Raw genomic sequence first — 21,334 nt, forward strand, 5'->3', positions numbered from 1 at the left:
CAGGAGGATCCACGGCGATGCAGGCCGTCGGGCTCCGCACCCACGCCTGGAACACGGCCATCCGGTCCATCCTGCTGCTGGCCGGCTTTCCCGTGTTACTGGGCGCCATGGGCTACGCGCTGGCGCTCTTGCTGGTGGCGGGGCAGGCGCCGGATATCGGCAGCGGCCTGACGATGGCCGCGGAGCTGCTTCCCGCCATCATCCCACTGGCGCTGCTGCTGGCCGGGATCTGGTTCGCCATCGCCTGGTTCGCGCATCGCCGCATCCTGGACCTGGTGACCGGCGCGAAGCGCGTGACGGAGCCGAAGCAGGAGCCGCGGCTGTGGCGCCTGACGGAAGCGCTGTGCATCAGCCGCGGCATGCGCCTGCCCCGGCTTTCGGTGATCGAGACGCCCGCCCGCAACGCCTTCGCGGCCGGGATGACCGCCGACCGGTCGGCGGTGACGGTGACGCGCGGGCTGCTCGATGCGCTGGACGATGCCGAGCTTTCGGCCGTGCTGGCGCATGAGCTCGCGCACATCCGCAACGGCGATGCGCGCCTCGGCGTGGTGGCGGCGGTGTTCGTCGGCGTCATCACGCTGGTCACGGATGGCGCCTGGCAGATGCTGAAGCTGATGCGCTTCGGGCGGGTGGGCGGGATCCGGCGCGGCCGGTCGTCCTCATCCTCCAGCAGTTCGAGGAGTGGCGGCCGCGGCGGCGGTGGTGGTGCGCTGGTGGTGGTGGCGCTGATCGCGATCGCGATCCTCATCGCCGTGCTGGCGCATCTGCTGGCGGTGGTGCTGCGCATGGCGCTGTCGCGCAACCGGGAATACCTGGCAGATGCCGGCGCGGTGGAGATGACGGGAAATGCCGACGCAATGATCTCGGCGCTGCGCAAGGTGGCGCAGCGGCCGGATCTGCCGGCGGTGCCGGACCAGGTGCGGGCGCTGTTCCTGCACGATGCGGTGCTCAGCCGCGGCTGGTCCTGGTTTGCGACGCATCCCCCGATGGAGGATCGCGTCGCCGCGCTGGTGCGCTATGGCGGCGGCCGCGACCCCGGCCCGCTGCCGCCGATCGCGGCCGAAGCGCCGGCGCCGCTCAGCCCGCCAGCATCGCCTTCAGGCGACGTACCGCGCTCCCCGGCGTCGTCACCACCGGCAAACCCGTGGCATCGGTCACCGCCCGGGCCGCCCGCGCCAGGCTGAACTGGCCGAGCAGGATCACGTCGCAATCCGCAAGCGCCTTCGCTGCCTCCGCCGCCAGCCTGTCATGCGTCGCACCATCCCCGGCATCGAGCGCGGCCAGAGCCCCCTCCGCCAGGCAGGGCACCACGGTGACGTCGGGCGGGAATTCCGGCGGCATGGAGGCGAGCGTGCCGGGAAAGCTGGCCAGCAGGCCGATGCGGCGGCCCACTGCCATCGCTTCCCCGATAGCCGCCTCGTTCGGCTTCAGCACCGGGATCGGCGCCAAGTCCGCCGCCACTGCCTCGATGCACGGGCCGAAGGCGGAACAGGAAAACAGCACGCCCTGCACGCCGGTGCCGTGGGCGTAGCGGCCGAGCGCCAGGAACCTGTCCGTCATCGCCGGCGTCAGCGCGCCGTCCCGCGCCAGGTCGGCCGAGAGGCTGTCATCCAGCAGGTTCATCAGCCGCGCCTGCGGCCAATGCTCGGCGAAGGCGGCCTCGATCGGCGGCGGTGAATGCCGCAGCGCGTGGATCAGCGCGATCCGCACCGGGTCAGTTGCCGACGCAGCGGGTGAGGGGGGAGGGGAATTCGGCGCAGTTCGGGAAGGCGATCTCGTTCTCGCCGCGGCGTTCGACGATCAGCGAGTTGGGTCCGCCCGGACAGCCGAAGCCGACATCGGCGGGCATGCGGGAGGCGAGGGCATTGCCGCCGCCGGCCGCCGGGACGAAGCGGAACTCCAGCGTATTCGGCGAGGCGGCCACCGTTTCGATCAGCCGCTGGCGATAGGCGACGTCGAAGATCGAGGCGCGCAGCACCACGTCGCGGGTGAAGATCACGCTCGGCTGGCCGGTGCAGCGCGGACCGCTGGTCTCGCCCGGCGGGAAGATGCCGCCGGTCCAGGAGCCGAACACCCAGGCATGCGGCGGCTCCGCCCGCGGCGCGGCCGGCTGCGCTCCCGCCTGTTGCGCAGCGGCGCTGCCACCGAGCGCCGCCACCATCGCCATCACCAGGATCGACCGTCGCATCCCGAAATCCTTCACTGATGCGGCGATGATAGCGCGGCCGGGGTGGCCGCGCCTATCGGGGTTGGTCGCGGCTGGCGCCGTGTTGTCCGCGCCTCAGGCCGCCGCCGCCGCGGCCTTGGGCACGCCCGGGTCCTTCACCGGCAGGTGCACCAGCGCCGCGAAGGCGGAGGCGCCGACGCCGATCCACCACATCGTGTCGTAGGACCCGGTCATGTCGAGCACGACGCCGCCCAGGAAGGCGCCGGTGAAGCCGCCGAGCTGGTGGCCGAGGAAGACCAGGCCGAAGATCGTCGCCAGCCACTTCGTGCCGAAGTTGCGCGCCACCAGCGCCACGGTCGGCGGCACGGTGGACAGGTACAGGATGCCCATGATGGCGGAGAAGATCAGCACGGTGGTGGTTGTCTTCGGCACCAGCATGAAGCCGGTCATCAGCACGCCGCGCGCCGCGTAGATGATCACCAGCAGCTCCCGCCGCTTCCAGCGCTGCGTCAATTCGCCCGCCCCGAGCGAGCCCGCGATGTTGAACAGGCCGATCAGCCCGATGGCGCCGGCGCCGACCGCGACCGGCAGGCCGCAATAATGCACGAACCCGGGCAGGTGGGTGGTCAGGAACGAGATGTGCAGGCCGCAGACGAAGAAGCCGAAGAACAGGTACCAGAAGGTCGGCGTCCGCAGCGCGCGGCGCAGCGCGGCGCCCGCGGTCTCATCATCCTGCGCCGCCACCTTCGGCCGCGGCGGCTCCGCCAGCGGCAATGCGAGCGGGATCATGAACAGGGCGACGGCCGCCATCATCGCCAGTGTCACCTCCCACCCCAGCGTCCCGATGCCGATTCCCGCCAGCGGCACCACCAGGAACTGCCCGAAGGACGACCCGGCGGTGCCGAGGCCGACGGCGCGGCCGCGCTGGCTTTCCGGCAGCAGCCGGGTCAGCGTCGCGATGATCACCGGCATCCCGGCGGCGGACACCGCGATGCCCATGACGATGCCGGCGAAGAAGGTGAAGACGCCCAGCGCCGAGGCCATCAGCATGCCGAGGATGCCGATGGCGTACAGCACCGCGCCACCGATGACGACGACACGGCCGCCGTAGCGATCCGCCACCTGGCCGCAGATCGGCTGGCTGACCCCGTTCAGCAGCACCTGCAGCGCGATGGCGAAGGAGAAGCCGGAGGCGGTCCAGACATTCGCCTCCGTCATCGGCGCCAGGAACAGGCCGAAGGCGTTGCGCAGCCCCATGGCGAGCGCGGCACACAGGACCGCACAGGTCATGAGCACGCCGGCTGTGACGGCAGGGCGGCTGGTCATCATCTTGCCTCTCCGGGTCAGGCCGCCGCCGACGCAGGTCCGGCCGCGGGACCAGTCAGCACGGAAATCCGCCCCGGTTCCAGCGGCGTGTGGCGCGATGGCCCGCGCCGCTGCCCTGCGCGCCCGGCATGGGTCGCTAGGCCGCCTTGCGGATGGCCAGCCCGAAAGAGGTGAAGACCAGCCCGGCATGCCGCTGCTTCGGCCGTGGCGGGGCATGCGGGCCTATGGAAACCTCGCCATCCAGCGGGTGAAGCCCCGGATGGAAGTTCACCGGCAGCAGCTCGTGCCCCATCACCTGCAGCTGTTCGGCCAGCGCCTCCAGGTCCCGCCGGCGCAACAGGGTCAGGCCGGGGTGCTCCATCGTCACCAAGTCGGAGCGGATGTTGAAGGCCAGCGTGTGCAGCGACAGCCCGCCGGGACGCAGCACGCGCAGGCTGTCCTCGAGGAACTGGCTGGCGGCGGCGATCGAACCCAGCCGGTCGACGGCGGAGGCCGACCAGCAGAAGTCGAACTGGCCGTCGAGGTCGACCGGCAGGCTGGTCATGTCGATCGGCCGGTATCCGACCAGCTGCTCGAAATCCGTCAGGTGCAGGATCTCGGGGTGGAACAGCGCCATGAGGTGGGTGCCCGGCGGCAACGGCACCTCGGGTGATTCATGCGGCGTGTCGCTGGCGAGCACCGCGACGCCGCGGGAGGCCAGCAGGGCCGGGATGCGTTCGCGCCCGACGCCGAAGCCAAGGCCGCGCCGGCCTGGCTCGATCATCCCGGCGGTGGCCAGCATGGAGACGATCCAGGCCTGCTCCCAGCTGCGCCGGGTCTGCGTCGGCGCCATGCCCATCGCCTCGGCGATCTCGACGAAGGCCGGATCATCGAATTGCGACATGGTGCAGAACTGGCCGACCGGGTTGTCAAGGTTCGGCGGCTCGAAGCGGAAGGGGAAGCCCGGGTCGGCCGGCGGGCGCATCAGGAACAGCGGCATGCCGTAGCTGGCCGAATTGTCCAGCGCGCGGTCGTAGAAGTCGAAGAACTCCCAGGTGTTGGCGAAGACGCGGCGCATGGTGTCGAGGTCGGGCATGTGGCGATGCGCCTCGACCTCCTCCGCCGAGGCCGGCTCGCGCCCGATCAGGTAGCGGAACGCCCAGGTGACCGCCTCGGCGCTCATCGGCTTCGGGGACGCGTCTGGTCCCGCGACGCCCGCTTCCGCCTGTTCGTCCATCACAACCCCTTCGCTGCCTCGATCACCTGCGCCGCATGGGCTTCCGGCTTCACCTTGCGCCAGATCCGCGCGATCCGGCCATCGGCGCCGACCAGGAAGCTCGACCGCTCCATGCCCATGTAGGTCTTGCCATACATCGACTTCTCCACCCAGACCCCATAGGCCTCCGCGACCTTGTGGTCCTCGTCCGAGGCCAGCGGGAAGGTCAGGTTGAATTTCTGGGCGAACTTCTCGATCGGCTTCATCGGGTCCGGCGAGACGCCAACGACCGTCAGGCCGATCTTGCCGAGTTGCGGGAGCGCTTCCTGGATGCCGCAGGCCTGCTTGGTGCAGCCGGGCGTGTCCGCCTTCGGGTAGAAATACAGCAGGAAGGGCTGGCCCTTCAGCTCGGCCAGGCTGACGGTGCGGCCGCCGGAGGCCGGCATGGTGAAGTCGGGCGCGGCGGCGCCTTCGGCGAGCGTCTCGGACATGCGGGTTGGACTCCGGCGGATCAGGCGGTTTCGGGGTCGCCGATGTGGCGGGTGAAGCTGGCGCGCACGGCCTGCGCGACCTCGCGCATCTGAGTGCGGAACGAAGCCTGGTCAACCGCGGGCTGCGGCAGGATCGGCGCGGTCACCGTCAGCAGTGCCAGGGCCACCGGTTCCGGCAGCGCCGGCTCCGGCCAGCGTCCGACGGTCAGGCGCAGATGCGCGGTGACGGCGCGCCACAGCCGGTCTGCCCGGACCAGCGCCTCCGCCTCCTCCGCCGGCAGGATCTTCGCCCGTGCAAGGCCAGCCAGCGCGAGGCGGGTGGTGGGCGACAGCACGGCGGGCAGGCGGTGGGCGTGGGCGACCTGCAAGGCCTGGGAGATGAACTCCACCTCCACCAGCCCGCCGGCCATGTGCTTCACGTCCCACGGCCCATCCGCCGGCAGGTCCCGCAGCATTCGCGCCCGCATCGCCCGCGCATCGGCCAGCACCTGCGCCGGGTCCGCCTGGCGGGTCTGGGCCTGGCGGATCGCGGCCTCTACCCGGCGTTTCAGCGCCGGGGCACCGGCGACGAAGCGGGCGCGGGTCAGCGCCATGCGTTCCCAGGTCCAGGCCGATTCGACGTGGTAGCGGGTGAAGGCGCCGAGCGAGACGGCGACCGGGCCCTTGGAGCCGGAGGGCCGCAGCCGCATGTCCACCTCGTACAGCCGCCCCTCCGCCCCCGGCGCGGTCAGCGCGCCCACCACCTGGTTGGCGAGGCGGGCGAAATACTGGCTGGCGGGCAGCGCCTTCGGCCCGCCCGCGCTCTCGGTCGCCTCCGCCTCATGGTCATACACCAGGATCAGGTCGAGGTCGGACCCCGGCAGCATGTCCCGCCCGCCGAGCTTGCCGAGCGCCACGACGCCCAGCGCGCCGCCCGGCACCTTGCCGTGGCGGCGGGCGAAATCCTGCGCCAGCCGTGGCAGCAGCGCGCCGATGGCGGCGTCCGCCAGCGCGCTGCGGGCGAGGCCGGCGGCATCCGTCTCCAGCCGTCCTTCCAGCGCCGCCGCGTCGATTTCGAACTTGCCCTCCGTCACCAGGCGCCGCGCCGCCTCCAGCGCTTCCTCCAGGAAGCGGGCATCCTTCACCAGAGCGGGCAGGGAAGCCGCGGGGTCGATCTGCGGCGTGGCATGGCCGGCCAGCAGCCCGTCCAGCGCCGCCGGGTTGCGGGAGAAATGGTCCGCCAGGCGCGGCGCGGCGCCGAGCACGAAGGCGAGGCGGTCCAGCAGCGCGGTGTTGCGCGCCAGCAGGCTGAGGACCTGCACGCCGGTGGGCAGGCGGGCCAGCGCGGTATCCAGCCGCATCAGCGCCGCATCCGGCTGCGGCTGCCGGGCGAAGGCGGCCAGCAACGCCGGCATCAGCGCCGTCAGCAATTCCCGCGCCCGTTCGCTGCGCGTGGCGCGGGTGCGGCCGTGGTGCCAGCCGCGCACCGTGGCGGCGACCGCGCCGGGGTTCTGGAAGCCGAGGCCGCGCAGCGTCGCCAGCGTGGCCGGGTCGTCCTCCACCCCGGTGAACACCAGGTCGCCGCCGATCTCGTCGCCGGCCGACAGGTCCGGTGCCGTCTCGAACATCCCGGCATAGTGGCGCTCGACGCGGGTGAGGTGGCCGGTCAGCGCGCTGGCGAAGGCCTCCGGCGTTTCGTAGCTCATGAAGGAGGCGATGTTGGCGAGGCCCGGCGCGTCCTCCGGCAGCCTGTGCGTCTGGCGGTCGGCCACCATCTGCAGGCGATGTTCGACCTGCCGCAGGAAGCCATAGGCATCGGCCAGGTCCGCCGCCGCGCGCCGGTCGATCTTGCCGGCCGCCGCCAGCGCCGCCAACGCGCCGAGCGTGGTCGGGTCGCGCAGCGCCGGGTCGCGGCCGCCCCAGATCAGTTGCAGCACCTGCACGGTGAACTCGATCTCGCGGATGCCGCCGCGACCGAGCTTCACGTCGTGGCCGGCGACCTGCACCTGGGCATGGGCGCCCTTGTGGCCCTTATGGGCGTGGATCTGGCGCTTGATGGAATGGATGTCGGCGACCGCGGCGAAATCCAGGTGGCGGCGCCAGACGAAGGGCCGGATCTCGCGCAGGAAATGCTCGCCCAGTGCCCGATCCCCCGCCACCGGCCGCGCCTTGATCATGGCGGCGCGTTCCCAGTTCTGGCCCATGCTTTCGTAGTAGCTGATGGCGGCCGGCAGGCTGACCGCCAGCGGTGTCGCCGCCGGGTCCGGGCGCAGGCGCAGATCGGTGCGGAAGGCGTAGCCATCTTCCGTCCGCTCATCCAGCAGGCGCACAAGATCGCGTGCCAGCCGCACATAGATGGCGCCGGCCCGGTCCGCATCGTAGGTTGCAGCGTCCGGGTCATACAGCACCATGAGGTCGATATCCGAGGAGTAGTTCAACTCCCGTCCGCCGAGCTTGCCCATGCCGAGCACCACAAGGCCCGAGCCCTTGCAGGTTGCCCGTGGATCATGCCGCGCCGCGCCGCCCGCCAGCTTCAGGTCGCCGCGCGCCTGCGCCTCCCGCAGCAGGTGCGCACAGGCGTAGTCGGTGCAGGCATCCGCGAGGTCGGACAGCGCGCCGGTGACGCGGTCCAGCGCCCAGGTGCCGGAGATGTCGGCGACGGCCGCGATCAGCGCCGCCTGGCGCTTGGCGCGGCGCAGCAGGGTGGCGACGCCCGGGCGGGTGGCGGCTGGGTCGGCGCGGCCCAGCGGGTCCAGCGCCAGCGCGAAGGTCGCATCCGGGCCGCGTTCCACAAGGCGCAGCAGGATGGCAGATTCGCGCAGCGCCAGGTCGGCCAGGTAGGGACTGTGGCCGCCCAGAGCCGCGAGCAGCGCGGTTCCCTCGGCGCTGGCGCCGAAGGCCTTTTCTGCGGCGCCGCGTTCGGCGAAACGCGCGGCAAGATGCGCCGCCGCTGCGGCGTCGTGGGCGCGCGGCAGGACGGGCGGCAGGACGGGCGGGAACGCCTCCGGGCTGGGAACCGCAGCCGGAGCGGGCGCTTGGGATCTGGGCATCGGCGGCCAGCGTGGCGATGAGGCAAGCCGCCGGTCAAGTGGCGCGGGAGGCACATCGCGCCCTGCGCCTGCTGTCCTTCGTCGTCCTGCTGCTGCTGCTGGCGACCGGTGCCCTTGCCTGGCGGCTTTCCACGGGCCCGGTCGAGCTGCCCTGGCTCGCCCGTGCCATCGAGGACCAGGCCAATGCGCCCGGTGCCGATGGCGCCCCGCCCGATGCGCTGCTCGAGGTCGGCCGCGCCGCGGTGGGCTGGCAGGGCTGGCGGGAGGGGCGGCTGACGCCGGTGGAACTGCAACTGTCGCAGGTCCGGATGCGCGAACCGGATGGCAGTCTGCGGCTCGACCTGCCCGATGCCGCCGTCACCCTGTCGCTGCCCTGGCTGCTGCGGGGGGAGGTGGCGCCGCAGCAGGTGGAGATGCGCCGGCCCGCGCTGCGCCTGCGGCGTTCGGCGGATGGCGAGGTGACGCTGCTGGTCGGGCAGTCCGGCACGGAGGCACCGGACAGCGCGACCACCGACCCGATGCTGGCCGAGTTGATGCGCGCGCCCTCCGACGACACCTGGCTGTCCGCGCTGCGCCTGGTGCGGATCGTGCAGGCGCGGGTGGTGGTCGAGGATGCGGCGCTCGGCCTGACCTGGACGCTGGACGACGCCGACCTCGTGCTGCGGCGGCGGCCCGGCGGCGGTGTCTCCGGCACCGCGACCGCGACCCTGCTGCTGGGCGCGGAGCGGGTGCCGGTCAGCGGCTCCGCCGAGATCGTCGCGGGCGAGACGGGCGGCGCGGCCGACATCGCGTTCCGCCTGTTGCTGCCGGACCTGCGCCCGGCCCTGCTGGCTGCCGCCGCACCCGCCCTGGCGCCCCTGGCGCGACTGGATGCAACGGCGCGGATCGAGGCCGCGGGCCGCATCGACAGCGCCGGAAGCTTCCGCGACCTCCAGGCGCGGCTGGCGGCCGGGGTCGGTTCGATCGATGTCGGCCCCGGCCCACGCCTGGCGATCGAGCGCCTGGAGGTGGCGCTTGAGGCGACGCGGGACCGGCTGCTGGTGCCGGTCGCGACCCTTGTCCTCGCCGGTCCCTCGCCGCCGACCCTTACCCTGGCGGCGGAGGCGAACCGCGCCGACGAGACCTGGCGCGGCACCGCGACCCTTGGCCTGGACGCGGTGCCGATCGCCGATCTCGGGCGGCACTGGCCGGAGGCGCTGGCCCCGCCGGTGCGCCGCTGGATGGTGCAGAACCTGACGGCCGGCACCGCGCGGGATGGGCATTGGCGGCTGGCCGGGCAGGCCGCGGCGGATGGCAGCGGGCTGCGCGTGACGGACCTGTCCGGACGGCTCGCGGTGCAGGACGCGACCGTGCATTGGCTGCGGCCGATCCCGCCCGCCGAGCTGGCCAGCGGCACGGTCGATTTCGGGTTGCAGGCGATCACCATGCAGGTCACCGGCGGGCGCCAGGCCGGGGTGGTGGTGCGGGACGGAACGGTGCGCTTCCTGCTGCCTCCCCAGGGCCAGGATTCGGCGGAGATCGCGCTCAACCTGGCCGGCCCGGTGGCGGATGCCATCGCCGTGGTGAAGCACCCGCGGCTGCGCCTGTTCGAACGTGCGCCGCTGCCCATCAAGGACCCGCGCGGCCAGATGGAAGGGCGGCTGGAGATTGCGTTTCCACTGCTGTCGGACCTGCCTGTGGAGCAGTTGCAGATCCGCGTGCAGGCAAGGCTGCGGCAGGCGACCATCGCGGATGTGCTGCTCGGCCGGCCGCTGGAAAACGGCGTCATCGACCTGAACGTGACCAATACCGGCCTGCGCGCCACCGGCACCGCGAACTTCGCCGGCATCGCCGCGCGGCTGACGGTGGAGATGGACTTCCGCGCCGGCCCCGCCAGCCAGGTGGTGCGGCGGGAGACGGTGCGGGCGACCACGAATGCCCGGACCATCGCCGAACTCGGGCTCGACCTGACGGATCTGGTGGAAGGGCCGGTCGGGCTCGACGTCGCGACCGAAACCCGCCGCAGCGGCCAGGGCCGCGCCACCATAAAGGCGGACCTCCGCAACGCCCGGATGATGATCGCCCCGCTCGCCTGGGCCAAGCCGGCCGGCCAGAACGCCGGGGCCGAGGTGGTGCTGCGGCTGAACGGCGAGACGCTGCTGGCGATGGACAGCTTCCAGGTGGATGCGCCCGCCCTGCGCGTGCGCGGTGCCGCTGCCTTCGGGCGCGGCGCGCGGATGGAACAGCTCATCATCCAGGACGCCGCGGTGGAGGAAAGCCGCCTGAGCGGGGAGGCGCTACCCCCCTCACAGCCCGGCGCGCCCTGGGTGCTGACGCTGCGTGGGCCGGTGCTGGACCTGCGCCGTGCCTTCGCCGCCGAGGAGGCCCGTGCGGAGGCGCCGGCGGAGGAGGACCGTTCGCCCGCCTTCACTGCCAATGCCCGGATCGAGCGGGTCCTGATGGGACCGGGGCGTGAGATCGGCGCCGTGCAGGCGCGGGTGCAGGTGGATGCCCGCGGCGTGGTGCGTGCCGGCAGCGTCACCGGCCGGGCCGGGCCGCGTGGCGCGTTTCAGGCCGAAATTACCCCCAGCGGTGCCGGCCGCAGCCTGCGGCTGGAGGCGGAGGATGCTGGCGCGGTGCTCCAGGCCTTCGACGTGCTGCGGACGTTGGAGGGCGGCAGGCTTTCGGTACAGGCGGCCTATGCCAGCAACCGCCCCGGCGCGGCGCTGGCGGGCACCGCCGTGATGAACGACTTCGCCGTGCGCAACGCACCCGGCTTCGCCAAGCTGTTGCAGGCGATGACGCTGTACGGCGTGCTGGAGGCGGTGGCCGGGCCGGGCCTCGGCTTCACCCAGCTCGTCGCGCCGTTCAGCCTGACGCCGGAGGTGCTGACACTGGGTGAGGCGCGTGCCTTCTCCGCCTCGCTCGGGCTGACGGCAAGGGGCACCCTGAACCGGCAAACCCGGCGGCTGGCGATCGAGGGCACCATCGTGCCGGCCTATTTCTTCAACTCGCTGCTCGGCAACCTGCCGATCATCGGCCGGCTGTTCGCGCCGGAGGCCGGCGGCGGGCTGTTCGCGGCGACGTTCCAGGTGAACGGGCCGGCCGAGGACCCGCAGGTCAGCGTCAACCCGCTGGCCGCGCTCACCCCGGGGTTCCTCCGCGGGCTGTTCGGGATCGGGCAGGGGGGGCCGACGGCGCCGTGAGCAGGGGGGTCTGGTGCCAGCCGGGCGCCAGCACCCACAGCCCGTCGAAGCGGGCCAGCAGGTCGCGGTCAGGATCATGCCCGGTCCGCGCGGCCTCCAGCATAGGGCCCTCGGCCAGGACATAGAGGCTGCCGGGCTCCGGATCACGCCGCCGCAGGCGATCCGCCGTAACAGCGTTCAGCGCCGCCACACGGGCCGGATCGAGGCGGGCGAGGTACACCGCATCCGTGGGCATGCCGTGGGTCGCGGCCAACACGGCCACCTCCTCCCAATGCGTGGCCTGCAGGCCGGTGGGGGCCAGGCGGATGCGGGCGTAGCGGGCGACGGCCTCGGACCAGAACGGGTCGGCAAGGCGCAGTGGCGCCGTGGCGGGGGCGGGGCGGAAATAGCCGGCGAGGCGGGCGAAGCCGGGTTGCAGGTCCACCACCTGCACCGCCAGCAGCGCCGCCAGAGCGAAGCCGGTGCGGCGGCCGCCAAGGGCATGCGCGAGGGCTGCGATGGCGCCGAACAGCGCGGCATAGGCCAGTGGCCAGAAGAACCGCACGGAGGCGCGCAGCGCATCGGCAAGCGCCAGCACCCTCTCCGGTAGCTCGGCCAGCACCAGGACCACCTGCCCGCCGATGGAAATCCGGTGGGTGATGGCGATGGCCAGCATCACGGCAAGTCCCGCTGCCAGAGGCCACCGCCGCGCCAGGCCGGGACGCGGACGCCAGGCATAGGCCGCCAGCCCCGCCCCGATCAGCAGTAGGCTGCCGAGGCCGAGGTAGCTGTCCTGCGATTCCAGGTGATCTGCGCGCGGCAGTTGCGGCAGAAGCCCGCCCCAGTGGGTCGGGTCGAACGGCGCCAGCAGGTCCAGCTGCATCTCGCCGAAGCCACCCCAGGTGCCGCCGAGGCCGCCGCCGAGCAGGAAGAACCCGGCGGCCCATAGCCCGGCGAGGCCGGCGCCCGGCACGCCAAGCGCCTCCATCGCCAGCAGCGGCACCCGCCGCTGCGGTTGCGGGGCACGGGCGAGCCAGTCGGTCGCCCATAATCCAGCGACCATCGGTAGCAGGTAGGCGTGGATCAGGGAGGCCGCCAGCACCAGCCCCGCCCAGGCGAGCGGCCGGCGCAAGGCCGCGCCCGGGGTAAGGCAGAGATACAGCGCCGCCAACAGGAGAAACTGCCCGCCGAGCGCGAAATGCCCGCCCATGCGGTTCAGCAGGATGGGTTGCAGCACGAACAGCGCGGCCCCGGCCAGCCTCGCCAGTCCATCTCGCGTCACCAGCCCGATCAGCCGCCAGGCCAGCAGCGCCTGCAACGCGCCGCAGGCGAACAGCCAGAGGCCCCAGTATTGCGGCACCTCCACCAGCGGACGAAGCGCCTTGAAGGCGAAGGCCAGCAGCGGGATCGAATCCGAGTAGAAGATGGAGGACCCGACCTCGAGCCCCCAGTCCGGATTGGCGCCAGGCGGCCACATCCAGGGCGACCGGGCGAAATAGGTCCAGCCGAGCCAGTACTGCACCGGGTCCGGCCCGATGGTGCCCTCCAGCATCCAGCCGGTATTGGTGGGGGGCAGGATCTGCCAGCCATAGGCCGCCGCAACCACGGCGAGGCCGAGGCCAATGGCGCCCGCCCCACCGGCCAGGGATGACCACCTCGGGCGCCACATGTCCCCGTCCCCGCATCAGGCAGGGCCGGGAACCCGCCGGCCGCGAGGCCGGGACAACAGCCGGCCTTTCCTGAACGCAGCCGGAAGGAGTTGGTTCAGCCCAGCGGGCGCACCAGAAGGTGCCGCTTGCGGCCGAGCGAGAGCTTCGCGGCGCCATCGTGCAGATCGGTCAGCGTGACCTGCGCCGCTTCGTCGCCCACCGGGGCGTCATTCAGGCGCACGCCGTTCTGCTTGATCAGGCGCCGCGCCTCGCTTTTGCTGGCCACCAGCTTCGCCTCCGCCAGGATATCGACGACGGCGGCGGGCAGGGCGGTGGCGTGGCTCGGCAGGGTGTCCGCCGCCTCGCCCTGTTCGAAGGCGCGGCGGGCGGTTTCGGCGGCGGCCGCCGCGGCGTCGCGGCCATGCAGCAAGGCGGTGGCCTCGGTCGCCAGGATCTTCTTCGCCTCGTTCACCTCCGAGCCCTGCAAGGCCCCGAGACGGCGAATTTCCTCCATCGGCAGTTCGGTGAACAGGCCGAGGAAGCGGCCGACATCCGCATCCTCGGCATTGCGCCAGAACTGCCAGTAGCCGTAGGGCGCCAGCCGGTCCGGGTTCAGCCACACCGCGCCGCCCGCGGTCTTGCCCATCTTGGTGCCGGAGGCCGTGGTCAGCAGCGGGGTGGTCAGGCCGAAGGCCTCGGCGCCCGCCATGCGGCGCACCAGGTCGGCGCCCATGATGATGTTGCCCCACTGGTCCGATCCACCCATCTGCAGCGTCACGCCCAGCCGCCGGTGCAGTTCCAGGAAGTCATAGGATTGCAGCAGCATGTAGTTGAATTCGAGGAAGCTGAGCGGCTGGTCGCGGTCCAGCCGCAGCCGCACGCTGTCCATGGTCAGCATGCGGTTGACGCTGAAATGCCGCCCGACCTCGCGCAGGAAAGGAATGTAGCGCAGCTCGTCCAGCCATTCGGCGTTGTCGAGCATGATGCCGGCCTCTGGGCCGAAATCCAGGAAGCTGTCGAAGGATTTGCGGATGCCGGCCTGGTTGGCCTCGATCTGCGCATCGTCGAGCAGCGGCCGCGCGTCGTCGCGGAAGGAGGGATCGCCGATCTTGGTGGTGCCGCCGCCCATCAGCGCCACCGGGCGGTTTCCGGTCCGCTGCAACAGGCGCAGCAGCATGATCGACAGCAGGTGGCCGACATGCAGGCTGTCCGCGGTGCAGTCGAAGCCGACATAGGCGCTGACACGCCCGCTTGCGGCCAGTCCCTCCGCATCCGTCACCTGGTGGATGAAGCCGCGCTCGCGGGCGATGTGCAGGAAATCCTGGGTGGCCGTCATGGGTCTGTGGGGCTTCCGAAACTGCGGGCGGCGTAGCACGGTGGCCCCATGCTGAGAACAATCGGGCGCAGCCCGTGCTGAGAACGATCGGGCTGATGAGCGGCACCTCCCTCGATGGAGTCGATGCCGCCTGGGTGGAGACGGATGGGGAGGCGATCGGGCGACTCGGTCCGGTGCTGACGCTGCCCTACGCGCCGGCGCTGCGGCGCGACCTGCGCGAATTGCTCGACCGCGCGCCGGAGCTGCCGGCCGAGGACCCCTTCCTGGCGAGCTGCGTGGCGCGGCTGACGGAGCGGCATATCGAGGCGGTGCGCGCCATCGGCTGGCCGTCGGACGTCATCGGCTTCCACGGCCAGACCATCCTGCACCGGCCAAGCCGGCCGGGCCTGAACACGCCGGGTTTCACCTGGCAGGTCGGCGATGCGCAGCGCCTGGCGCGGGAGACGGGGATCACGGTTGCGCATGATTTCCGCTCCGCAGACGTGGCGGCCGGCGGGCAAGGGGCGCCGCTGGTGCCGGTGGTGCATGCGGTTATGGCGGCCCGCCTGCCGAAGCCGCTGGCCATCCTGAACCTCGGCGGGGTCGGCAACGTCACCTGGATCGGGGAGGACGGCACGCTGGTGGCCTTCGACACCGGCCCGGCCAACGGCCCGCTGGACGACTGGGCGCGGCGATCCACCGGCGAGCCCTATGACCGCGACGGCAGGCTTGCCCTGGCCGGGCAGGCGGATGGCGGCGTACTGGCGCCGCTGATGGCGCATCCCTGGCTCGCTGCGCCACCGCCGAAATCGCTCGACCGGCTGGATTTCGACCGGGCGCTGAAGGAGGCCGGGGCCGGCGCGCTGTCGCCGCAGGATGGCGCCGCCACCCTGGTCGCGTTCTGCGCCATCTGCGTGGCCGCCGCCGCGCGGCACTTCCCGGCGCCGCCGGTACAATGGCTGGTGGCCGGCGGCGGGCGGCGCAACCCGGCGATGATCCGGGCGCTGGGCGCGGCGCTGGCGGAGCCGGTGCGGGCGGTGGAGGTAGCCGGCTGGAACGGCGATGCACTGGAGGCGCAGGCCTTCGGCGTGCTGGCGGCGCGGGTCTGGCGCGGGCTGCCGCTGACCTTTCCGGGGACGACCGGCGTGCCGGCGCCATGGCCGGGGGGGCGCCTGGTCGGGCCGTTGCTCTGAGGCAGGCGCGCGACCTATGCCTCCGGCCCCTGGGCCTTCTGCGCCAATCGATCCAGCGCGGACAGTTCCTCGGCCAGATCCTCGGCACTGACCGGCTTGCGCATCACCCGCAGCAGCGGATCAGTCGCTGCACGTTCCGAGAACTGGTGGTCGAGGGCCTGCTCCAGATTGCCCGTCAGCAGCAGGGCGGGAAGCCGGGCGAGCGCCGGCGAGCCGCGAACCGATTCGATCAGCGCCAGGCCGTTGGTCCCCGGCATCCCGTAATCCGTCACCAGGGCATCCGGCTGTTCCCCGGCCGACAGCAGCGCCAGGGCACCCTCGCCGCTGCTGGTCCGCAGGACGGAGAAGCCCTGGTCGGCCAGGCTATCGGCCAGGAAGTTCCGGACCAGCGCGTCGTCATCGACCAGCAGGATGCGCAGGGGACGCCTGGCCGGGACCAGCAGGGTCCGAGGCTTCTCCACCCGATCCATCGCCGTGGCGGCGGGGAGCCGGATGGTGACGGCGGTGCCGGCGCCGAGAGTGCTCTCGATCGAGAACGCGCCGGCCGATTGCTCGACGAAGCCGCGCGCCATTGCCAGGCCGAGCCCGGTGCCTGCCCCGGCGACCTTGGTCGAGAAGAACGGCTCGCCGGCCCGTGCAAGGACCGCCGGGGCCATGCCCGCCCCGGTGTCACGTACCGTGATCCTGACATACCTGCCGGCATCCAGCCCAAACGCGCCCCCGTCTTCCGGAGACAGGTATTCCTCCGTCGCGACGATGGTGAGGACACCGCCCTGGGGCATGGCGTCGCGGGCGTTCGTCGCCAGGTTCACCAGCACGGTCTCGAGCTGGCCGCGGTCGGTGACGAGCGCGGGAAGCCGGCGATCGGCGTCGATCTCGGTCCGGATCTGGGCGCCGAGCGTATGCCAGAGGATTTCCCGCAGGCCGCGCACGAGGCCCGCCGGGTCGACCGGCTCCAGGCGCAGTTCGCCGCGGCGCGCGAAGGACAGAAGCCGCCGCGTGACCGAGCCGCCGCGCTGGGTGGCTTCCTCGACCATCTGCGCCAGGTGCCGCACGGCATCGGGGCTTTCCGCACGCCGGCGAATGAGGCTCGCGCCGCTCTGGATCGCCTGCATGATGTTGTTGAAGTCGTGCGCGACACCGCCCGCGAGCTGTCCCAGGGCCCGCAGGCGCTGGTCCTGTGCAAGCTTGAGCTGTGCCGCTTCCCGCGCCGCGACCTCGACGCGGACCCGTTCCTCGAGCGAGGTGTTCAGGCGCTGCAATTCCTCGGCGAGGTCGGCGCTGCGGGCCTTCTCGTCCTCCACCCGATTGACCGCGGAGTTCATGAGGTGGACGACGACGACATCGACCAGCACGACCGCCACGAAGAAGACCAGGGCGATGATTTCCGGTGTCGTCACGAGATTGAAGGAGCCGTAGGGCGCGATGAAGAAGTACCAGGCCGCCGTCGTGCTCAGCGCCCCGGTGACGAGCCCGGGGCCCATGCCGCCGAAATAGGTCGCCAGCAGTACGGCCGGGAAGAAGGTGAGGAAGGGAAAGCCGAGGGGTGGTAGGATCGGGCCCAGGGCGAAGCGTCCGGCGAGTGCGGCGCTGAAAAGGCCGATGCCGAGGAGATGCCCGCGCGCGGTGCCCATCCCCACGGCCCGGCGGGACTGCAACCCGGACCGGAAGCTGGAGAGTGACAAATTGGGCCTTTCTCGCGCAGAAGAATCAGGCCCTGCGTGCGCCTGGCTGCGCCCGCAAAAAACCCGGCCGGACCCGAGGCGCGAGGCCTCGGGTCCGGCCGGGTCCTTGCCGCCGGGAAACGTCAGTCGGCGGCGAGTGCCATCCGGTTGCGGTTCAGCATGCCCATGACGTGGTCTTCCGCCGCATCGGCCACCTGTTCCGCTTGGGGCGGGGTGTAGATGTGGCCGGCGCCGGGCATCACGCGATAATCGATGGCGATGCCCTTCTGGGTGTTAAGCTTGTCCACCAGCTTCCGCACGCTGGGCTCCGGCACCAGCTCGTCGTCCGAGCCATGCAGGATCAACCCGTTGCAGGGGCAGGGCGCCAGGAAGCCGAAATCATAGTGGCTGGCGGGGGCGGAGACGCTGACGAAGCCGCCCATTTCCGGCCGCCGCATCAGCAGCTGCATGCCGACATAGGACCCGAAGGAATATCCCGCGACCCAGAGCGAAGAGGCGTTCGGGTTCACCGCCTGCAAAAAGTCCAGCGCCGCCGCGGCATCCGAGATCTCCCCGATGCCGCCATCGTAGCGCCCCTGGCTGCGGCCGACGCCGCGGAAGTTGAAGCGGAGGGTCGAGAAGCCCATCGCCTGGAAACGCTGGTACAGCGCGTGAACGACGCGGTTGTTCATGGTGCCGCCATGCAGCGGATGCGGGTGCAATATCAGCGCGACCGGCGCATGCGCCTGCTTCGCGTGATGATAGCGGCCCTCGAGCCGGCCATCCGGCCCGGCGAACATGACTTCAGGCATCGTTCAAAAGATCCAGTCCATGTTGGGTCCGCGGTGCGCCGGGGGGAACCGGCTGCCACGAACCATGGCCGGGGAGGGATGTGTGCAGCGCACCCGCCCCTTGGCCGTTTGGGGAACCACCACGCCGCCGCCGCGACGCGCCTCGGGCTCAATCGAATCTGAAGGCCACGCCCCGTTCTCTCCCGGCTCGCATAGTTGACGGCGCAGGTCGGGAACAATAGCCTTGCTTTGGCGGCGGCGTCCCGGTTTGGGTCCAGGGCGGCTGCCTTGCAAGGCGACGAGAGTCGCGGTCATTCGGCTCCGGTTGTAGCTCTGGCGGGTACGGCAGGCCGCGCCCGAGACACCCCCGGGCAGGCTCCCGGACCCGGGGGTCCAGCCAATATAGGTGAGGTGCCATCAGCTTTCATATCGGATTCACGGCAGGGCCCGAATGTTCCTCTTTTTGGGCTCCTTCACCGGCAGGTTGTCCCGACCTTTACCCTGCCACAGCTTCGGCGGGGGCCGCGGCCATGCCGGCTGACACGCAGGGCGGGAGACCCGCATGAGGCTTTCCACCCGCGGTCGCTACGCCGTGATGGCGATGGTCGAACTTGCCGCGCGCCAGCAGGGCGAGTCGGTGGAATGCGGCACGGTGGCGCGGCCGCAGGTCAGCCTGGCGGAGATCGCGCAGGCGCAGCGGCTTTCGCTGGCCTACCTCGAACAGCTGTTCGGCCCGCTGCGGCGCGCGGGACTGGTCGCTTCCGTCCGCGGCCCCGGCGGCGGCTACATGCTGGCGCGGCCGGCGCGGGACATCTCCATCGCAGTGATCGTCGAGGCAGTCGATGAATCCATCCAGGCGACCCGCTGCGAGGAAGGCGGCCCCGGCTGCCTCGCCGGGGATCGCTGCCTGACGCATGACCTGTGGGCGGAACTGGGCAGCCAGATCAAGCTGTTCCTGGAAGGCGTGACGCTGGCCGACGTGGTCTGCGGCCAGGTGATCGGCCGCGCCACCTGCCCGATCGCCGCCGGGCCCTCGCCAGAGCCATGACCCTGTACCTGGACGCCAACGCCTCCGAACCGCTGCGGCCGGCGGCGCGGTCGGCGGTGCTGGCGGCGCTGGACCTGCCGGGAAACCCGTCTTCCGTCCATACAGCCGGGCGGTCGGCGCGGCGGCTGCTGGACCGGGCGAGGGATCAGGTGGTGGCGCGCTTCGGCCCGGCCGAGGTGGTGTTCACCGCCGGCGGGACGGAGGCGAATGCGCTGGCGATCCGCGGCCTGGCCGCCGGCCGCCGGGTGCTGGTGGGGGCGACGGAACACCCGGCCGTGCTGGCCGCGGCCCCTGGCGCCACCCTGCTGCCGGTTCTGCCCGACGGCACGCTGGACCTGGACGCGCTGGCGGGGGCACTACATGGGCCGCCCGCCCTGGTCTGCCTCATGGCGGCGAACAACGAAACCGGTGTGATCCACCCGCTCCCTGATGCCTCGACGCTGTGCCGCTGGCATGGCGCGCTGCTGCATGTCGATGCGGTGCAGGCGGCCGGGCGCATGCCGGTGTCGCTGGAGGCCTTCGGTGCCGACAGCCTGGCGATTTCAGGCCACAAGCTCGGCGGGCCCAAGGGCGCCGGGGCGCTGATGCTGCGGCCGGGGCTCGACCTGGTGCCACTGGTCACCGGTGGAGGCCAGGAGCGCGGCCGGCGGGGCGGCACCGAGCCGCTGCCCGCCATTGCCGGGCTGGGTGCGGCGGCGGAGGCGGCGGATCCGGCGGAGGCGACGCGGCTTTCCGTGCTGCGCGACGCCATCGAGGCCGGCTGCCACGGCGCCGAGGTCGCCGGCGCCGGGGCGCCGCGCCTGCCCAACACCACCAGCCTGATCCTGCCCGGACATGCCGCGGAGACGCAGGTGATCGCGCTGGATCTCGCCGGGATGCAGGTCTCGGCCGGCGCCGCCTGTTCCTCGGGCAAGGTGGGTCGCAGCCATGTGCTGGCCGCGATGGGCCTTGCGGAGGGCGCGATCCGCGTCTCGCTGCCCTGGGATGCGCCGCCCGATGCGGCGGAGCGTTTCGTCCAGGCCTGGTCCGCCATGCGCGACCGCCTCTCCCGCCGCGTCCTCGCCGGGGCCAGATGAGCGTCATGACCAGCCGCCCGAACCGCCTCATCTACCTCGACAACCACGCAACCACGCCGGCCGACCCGCGCGTGCTGGCGGCGATGCGGCCGTGGTGGGAGGAGAACTTCGCCAATCCGGGCTCCGTCGAGCACGGCATGGGCCGGGAGGCGGAGGCGGCGGTGGAACAGGCGCGCGGCCACGTCGCGGCGCTGATCGGCGCGGAGGCTTCAGAAATCCTGTTCACCTCCGGCGCGACGGAGGCGAACAACCTGGCGATCAAGGGCGCCGCCCGCTTCGCCTTGGCGCAGGGCACGGAGCGGCGGCGGGTCGTCACGCTGGTGACCGAGCACAAATGCGTCCTTGAAAGCGTCCGCGACCTGGCGGCGGAGGGTTTCGAGCCGGTGCTGCTGCCGGTGCGGCCGGACGGCCTGCTCGACCTTGCGGTGCTGGAGGCGGCGCTGGCGGAGGCGCCGACGCTGCTGGTTTCCGTCATGGCGGTAAACAACGAGATCGGCGTGGTGCAGGACCTCGCCGCCATCGGCGCGATGGCGAAGGCGCATGGCGCGCTGTTCCACACCGATGCGGCGCAGGCGGCGGGGCGCCTTCCGCTGGATGTCGCGGAAATCCGGGCCGACCTCCTCTCCCTGTCCGGCCACAAGGTCTATGGTCCGAAGGGCATCGGCGCGTTGTATGTCCGGCGGCGGCCAAGGGTGCGCCTGGCGCCACTGTTCTCCGGCGGCGGGCAGGAACGCGGGCTGCGCTCCGGCACCCTGCCGGCACCGCTGGTGGTGGGCTTCGGCGAGGCCTGCCGGATCGCCGCGCTGGAAGGCCCGCTGGATGCCGGGCGCATCGCCGGGCAACGGGCGCGGTTCCGGGAGGCGCTGGCGGCGCAGGTGCCGGGGCTGCTGGTGAACGGGTCGGAGGAGGCTCGGGTCGCCGGCAATCTGTCGCTGTCCTTCCCGGGCGGTGTCACCGCGCAGGCGATCATGGCGGCGGCCCCGGAGCTGTGCGTCTCCACCGGCTCCGCCTGTTCCTCGGCCGAGGTCGAGCCCAGTTATGTGTTGGCCGCGCTCGGTTTGCCGGAGGCGCAGGCCCGCGCGACCTTGCGCATCGGCATGGGGCGCTTTACCTCGCCCGCGGACGTGGATCGAGCCGCCGCGGCCCTGGGCGCCGCCTGGCGCCGGGCCATGGAAACCTCGAACAGGTCCGACAGCCCCCGGACACGCGCGGCGGAGTAGAGTCGA

16 protein-coding genes are annotated in these 21,334 nt (G+C 72.0%); 6 read left to right on the forward strand and 10 right to left on the reverse strand.

Annotated elements, in window-relative coordinates; all coding sequences use genetic code 11:
* Positions 1-17 precede the first annotated feature (17 nt).
* On the forward strand, positions 18-1,184 hold the full coding sequence (locus ACLF3G_RS13960) for a M48 family metalloprotease (RefSeq protein ID WP_430669986.1): 1,167 nt from the start codon (positions 18-20) through the stop codon (positions 1,182-1,184).
* Here the strand turns inward: ACLF3G_RS13960 and ACLF3G_RS13965 are convergent.
* The 6 genes from ACLF3G_RS13965 to ACLF3G_RS13990 all read right to left on the reverse strand — a co-directional run bounded on the left by ACLF3G_RS13965 (position 1,078) and on the right by ACLF3G_RS13990 (position 8,208).
* Positions 1,078-1,710: an aspartate/glutamate racemase family protein gene (locus ACLF3G_RS13965; protein WP_430669987.1), complete on the reverse strand. Its 633-nt coding sequence runs from the start codon at positions 1,708-1,710 to the stop codon at positions 1,078-1,080. The genes ACLF3G_RS13960 and ACLF3G_RS13965 overlap by 107 nt on opposite strands.
* A gap of 4 nt (positions 1,711-1,714) precedes the next feature.
* On the reverse strand, positions 1,715-2,188 hold the full coding sequence (locus tag ACLF3G_RS13970; RefSeq protein ID WP_430669988.1) for a hypothetical protein: 474 nt from the start codon (positions 2,186-2,188) through the stop codon (positions 1,715-1,717).
* Positions 2,189-2,281: 93 nt separating this feature from the next.
* A complete protein-coding gene (locus ACLF3G_RS13975) occupies positions 2,282-3,457 on the reverse strand; it encodes an MFS transporter (RefSeq protein WP_430669989.1) in 1,176 nt (391 codons plus the stop codon).
* 172 nt (positions 3,458-3,629) lie between these two features.
* Positions 3,630-4,709 (reverse strand): hypothetical protein, encoded by a 1,080-nt coding sequence (locus tag ACLF3G_RS13980; RefSeq protein ID WP_430669990.1) that lies wholly within the window; start codon positions 4,707-4,709, stop codon positions 3,630-3,632.
* A complete protein-coding gene (bcp, locus tag ACLF3G_RS13985; RefSeq protein WP_430669991.1) occupies positions 4,709-5,179 on the reverse strand; it encodes a thioredoxin-dependent thiol peroxidase in 471 nt (156 codons plus the stop codon). Before bcp ends, ACLF3G_RS13980 begins: the two co-directional genes overlap by 1 nt.
* 20 nt (positions 5,180-5,199) lie before the next feature.
* Positions 5,200-8,208, reverse strand: coding sequence for a bifunctional [glutamine synthetase] adenylyltransferase/[glutamine synthetase]-adenylyl-L-tyrosine phosphorylase (locus ACLF3G_RS13990; protein ID WP_430669992.1), 3,009 nt, complete (start codon positions 8,206-8,208; stop codon positions 5,200-5,202).
* A gap of 17 nt (positions 8,209-8,225) precedes the next feature.
* On the opposite strand from ACLF3G_RS13990, the gene ACLF3G_RS13995 reads away from it, so the two are divergent.
* Complete coding sequence (locus tag ACLF3G_RS13995) at positions 8,226-11,393, forward strand: DUF3971 domain-containing protein (RefSeq protein WP_430669993.1); 3,168 nt, start codon at positions 8,226-8,228, stop codon at positions 11,391-11,393.
* Here the strand turns inward: ACLF3G_RS13995 and ACLF3G_RS14000 are convergent.
* Positions 11,332-13,041, reverse strand: coding sequence for a DUF6311 domain-containing protein (locus tag ACLF3G_RS14000; protein WP_430669994.1), 1,710 nt, complete (start codon positions 13,039-13,041; stop codon positions 11,332-11,334). The two genes, ACLF3G_RS13995 and ACLF3G_RS14000, sit on opposite strands and share 62 nt — an antisense overlap.
* Before the next feature lie 95 nt (positions 13,042-13,136).
* Positions 13,137-14,357 carry a tyrosine--tRNA ligase gene (gene tyrS, locus ACLF3G_RS14005; protein WP_430669995.1) on the reverse strand — a complete coding sequence of 407 codons (1,221 nt, stop codon included), beginning with the start codon at positions 14,355-14,357 and terminating at the stop codon, positions 13,137-13,139.
* Positions 14,358-14,434: 77 nt separating this feature from the next.
* Between tyrS and ACLF3G_RS14010 the strand changes: the two genes are divergently transcribed.
* A complete protein-coding gene (locus ACLF3G_RS14010) occupies positions 14,435-15,529 on the forward strand; it encodes an anhydro-N-acetylmuramic acid kinase (protein ID WP_430670048.1) in 1,095 nt (364 codons plus the stop codon).
* A gap of 14 nt (positions 15,530-15,543) precedes the next feature.
* Here ACLF3G_RS14010 and ACLF3G_RS14015 read toward each other — a convergent pair whose 3' ends face one another.
* Positions 15,544-17,163, reverse strand: coding sequence for an ATP-binding protein (locus tag ACLF3G_RS14015; RefSeq protein WP_430669996.1), 1,620 nt, complete (start codon positions 17,161-17,163; stop codon positions 15,544-15,546).
* Between the two features lie 173 nt (positions 17,164-17,336).
* On the reverse strand, positions 17,337-18,005 hold the full coding sequence (locus ACLF3G_RS14020; protein WP_430669997.1) for an alpha/beta hydrolase: 669 nt from the start codon (positions 18,003-18,005) through the stop codon (positions 17,337-17,339).
* A gap of 541 nt (positions 18,006-18,546) precedes the next feature.
* Between ACLF3G_RS14020 and ACLF3G_RS14025 the strand changes: the two genes are divergently transcribed.
* From ACLF3G_RS14025 to ACLF3G_RS14035, 3 genes are read left to right on the forward strand one after another with little or no spacing between them, the layout of a single operon-like run.
* Complete coding sequence (locus tag ACLF3G_RS14025; RefSeq protein ID WP_430669998.1) at positions 18,547-19,032, forward strand: Rrf2 family transcriptional regulator; 486 nt, start codon at positions 18,547-18,549, stop codon at positions 19,030-19,032.
* The gene (locus ACLF3G_RS14030; protein WP_430669999.1) at positions 19,029-20,108 is read left to right on the forward strand and encodes a cysteine desulfurase family protein; all 1,080 of its coding nucleotides are present in this window, start codon (positions 19,029-19,031) and stop codon (positions 20,106-20,108) included. The genes ACLF3G_RS14025 and ACLF3G_RS14030 overlap by 4 nt, the downstream gene beginning before the upstream one ends.
* Positions 20,109-20,113: 5 nt before the next feature.
* Positions 20,114-21,328: a cysteine desulfurase family protein gene (locus tag ACLF3G_RS14035; protein ID WP_430670000.1), complete on the forward strand. Its 1,215-nt coding sequence runs from the start codon at positions 20,114-20,116 to the stop codon at positions 21,326-21,328.
* The last annotated feature ends 6 nt before the right edge of the window (positions 21,329-21,334 follow it).

The sequence above is a fragment of the Falsiroseomonas sp. HC035 genome (assembly GCF_050563525.1).
In the GTDB taxonomy this organism is placed as follows: domain Bacteria; phylum Pseudomonadota; class Alphaproteobacteria; order Acetobacterales; family Acetobacteraceae; genus Falsiroseomonas.